Raw genomic sequence first — 3,155 nt, 5'->3', positions numbered from 1 at the left:
CCGGAGGCCAGCAGCGCCTCCGGGGCGTCCTCGTGCCAGCCGGTGAGGGTCAGGGTGACGGTGGCGTCGTCGTCGCTGGCGAGCTCGATCCGGAAGATCTTGTCGCCGAGCGGCAGCTCGTTGATATGGCGGAACGACATGAAAGCAGCCCCCAATGGCCCAACTCAGCCGATCCCGGAGCGGATCGGTTCGGACTGTGTCCATTCTCTCAGGGGGGTCTGACATTTCCTCTGGTCGGACAACGGGCGCGCGGGCCGTCACCCCTTGTCGAGATACTGCTCCCGCTCGTCGTCGAGGAGGGCGTCCAACGCGGTGCGCAGCGCCGGGAGTCCGTCGAGTTCCGGGTCGGCGGCCACGACGGCGACGGCCTCCTCGCGGGCCGCCGCGATGACCTCCTCGTCGTCGATGACGGCGAGCATCCGCAGCGAGGAGCGGACGCCGGACTGCGCCTGGCCGAGCACGTCGCCCTCGCGCCGCTGCTCCAGGTCGATCCGGGACAGCTCGAAGCCGTCGAGGGTGCCGGCGACGGCGTTGAGCCGGGCCCGCGCCGGGCTGGCCTCCCCCGCCTCGCTCACCAGCAGGCAGAGCCCGGCAGCCGAACCGCGGCCCACCCGGCCGCGCAGCTGGTGGAGCTGGGAGACGCCGAACCGGTCCGCGTCCATGATCACCATGGCCGTGGCGTTGGGGACGTTGACGCCGACCTCGATGACGGTCGTCGCGACGAGCACGTCCACCTCGCCCGCGGCGAAGCGGCGCATCACGTCGTCCTTCGCGTCCGGCTGCATCCGCCCGTGCAGCACCTCCACACGCAGCCCGCCGAGCGCCCCCGAGGACAGCTGCTCGGCGATGTCGAGAACGGCGAGCGGCGGCCGACGCTCCCCGTCGGGCCCACCGTCCTCGGCCGCCTCCTCCCCCTTCTTGCTCCCCGCCTTCTTCTTCGTCTCCTCCGGCTCGTCGCCGATGCGCGGGCAGACCACGTACGCCTGATGGCCGCCCTCGACCTCCTCGCGCACCCGCTCCCAGGCGCGCGCCAGGAAGTGCGGCTTGTCCTTGGCCGGCACCACATGGGTGGCGATCGGCGAGCGTCCGGCGGGGAGTTGGTCGAGCACGGACGTCTCCAGGTCGCCGAAGACGGTCATGGCGACGGTCCGCGGGATGGGCGTCGCCGTCATCACCAGCAGATGCGGCGGCTGGCTGCCCTTCGAGCGCAGCGCGTCCCGCTGCTCGACCCCGAACCGGTGCTGCTCGTCCACCACGACCAGCCCCAGATCGTGGAACCGCACCTTGTCCTCGATCAGCGCGTGCGTACCGATGACGATCCCGGCCTCGCCGGTCACCAGATCCAGCAGCGCCTGCCGCCGCGCCGGCATCCCCATGGACCCGGTCAGCAGCACCACCTTCGTCCCCTGCTCGGCCCCGCCGAGCATCCCGCCCTCGGCCAGCTCCCCCATCATCTCCGTGATGGACCGGTGATGCTGCTGCGCGAGCACCTCGGTCGGCGCCAGCATCGCGGCCTGCCCGCCCGCGTCCACGACCCCGAGCATCGCGCGCAGCGCCACCAGCGTCTTCCCGGAACCGACCTCCCCCTGGAGGAGCCGGTGCATGGGGTGGTCGGTGGCGAGGTCGGCGAAGATCTCGGTGGAGACCTTGCGCTGGCCTTCGGTGAGGGTGAAGGGGAGGCGGGCGTCGAAGGCGTCCAGGAGACCGTTTTGGACGGGCCGTCGGGGTACGGCCGGGAGTTGGGCGTCGGCGTGGCGGCGGCGGGCCAGGGCGACTTGGAGGACGAACGCCTCGTCCCACTTGAGCCGGTCGCGGGCGAAGGCGATGTCCGCCTTGGTGCGCGGGCGGTGGACCTTGCGGAAGGCGTCGGGCAGCTCGGCCAGGGCGCGGCTCTCGCGCAGCGCCGTCGGCAGCGGGTCGACGATGTGCTCCCAGTTCTCCGCCTCGAAGAGGTCCAGGAGGGTGGAGACGGCCTTGGTGAGCTTCCATGCCTGGAACTGCTTGCACGCCGGGTAGATCGGCACCATCTGGTTGGCGAAGGACTCGGCGGCCTCGCTGCCGCTCTCCCGGTCCAGGAGCTCGTAGTCGGGGTGCAGGAGCTGGCGGGTGCGGTTGAAGACGGAGACCTTGCCCGCGAACATGCCCCGGCGCCCCGGCAGCAGCTCCTTCTCGCGCGCGTACGCGCCCCTGCCGAAGAAGACCAGGGTCAGCGATCCGCTGCCGTCCGTCACCACGACCTCCAGGCGGACGCCCTTGCCGTGGTTGAAGGTCTTCATGGCCGCCTTGGCGACCTGGGCCACGACCGTGACGTGCTCGTCCAGCGGCAGGTCGGCGAGGCGGGTCAGCTCGCCCCGCTCCGCGTACCGCCGCGGGTAGTGGTGCAGCAGGTCGCCGACCGTGTGCAGGCCGAGGTGCTCGGCCATCACCTTCGCGGTGTTGCCGCCGAGGATCTTCTTCAGTGGTTCATCGAGCGCGGGCACGCGGTCCATTGCACACCATGGGTGTGACAGCGCCCCCTCGCCGACGCGGGCAGCGCTGTTCGATACGCCCTATTCGATGCCGATGAGCAGCGGCGTGGACTGCTGCTCGCCGCGGTAGACCACCGTGTCGACCGCGAGGTGGCCCTCGCGCACGTACCGCTCCAGACGGTCCGCGACGGCGTTCGGCACCCCCGCGCCGAGCACCAGGGTGACCATTTCGCCGCCCGCGGCCAGCATCCGGTCCAGGACTGCCTCGGCGGTGGCGGCCAGTTCGGCGCCGATCACCGCGACGTCGCCGTCGATCAGGCCCAGGACGTCACCGGCCTGGCACACGCCGGCCATGGTCCAGGACTGCCGCTCGGCGACGGCGAGTTCCGCGTAGCGAGTGGCCCCGGCGGCGGACGTCATGGCGACGACGTCCTCGTCGAAGCGGCGGCCCGGCTCGTGCACGGCGAGCGCGGCGATGCCCTGCACGGCGGACCGGGTGGGGATCAGGGCGACCCGTACGCCCTCGGTGCGGGCCTGTTCGGCGGCAGCGGCGGCGGTGTGCCGCAGATCGGCGGCGTTGGGCAGGAGGACGACCTCGCGCGCGTGCGCGCGCCGGATCGCGTCGACGAGCTCGCCGCTGGCGGGCGGCTCCCCCGGGCGGGTCGCCACCACGGTGGCCCCGGCTTC

Annotated in this window: 1 protein-coding gene and 1 pseudogene; both read right to left on the bottom strand. The window is 72.2% G+C overall.

Annotated elements, in window-relative coordinates; all coding sequences use genetic code 11:
• Nucleotides 1-257 precede the first annotated feature (257 nt).
• Entirely contained in the window at nt 258-2,489 is a 2,232-nt protein-coding gene (gene recG, locus ACFU99_RS38650; RefSeq protein ID WP_384401893.1) for an ATP-dependent DNA helicase RecG, read from the bottom strand.
• A 60-nt stretch (nt 2,490-2,549) separates the two neighbouring features.
• A pseudogene (locus ACFU99_RS38645) lies at nt 2,550-3,155 on the bottom strand (dihydroxyacetone kinase); the annotation flags it as partial.

This window comes from Streptomyces sp. NPDC057654 (assembly GCF_042800135.1).
Classification (GTDB): Bacteria; Actinomycetota; Actinomycetes; order Streptomycetales; family Streptomycetaceae; genus Streptomyces.
The sequence above is the reverse complement of the archived record's forward strand: the minus strand, read 5'-3'. Positions and strand labels throughout refer to the sequence as shown.

What these genes read in the sequence shown, in the direction of transcription:
- recG (WP_384401893.1), bottom strand. Translation starts at nt 2,489, where the DNA reads ATGGACCGCGTGCCCGCGCTCGATGAACCACTGAAGAAGATCCTCGGC.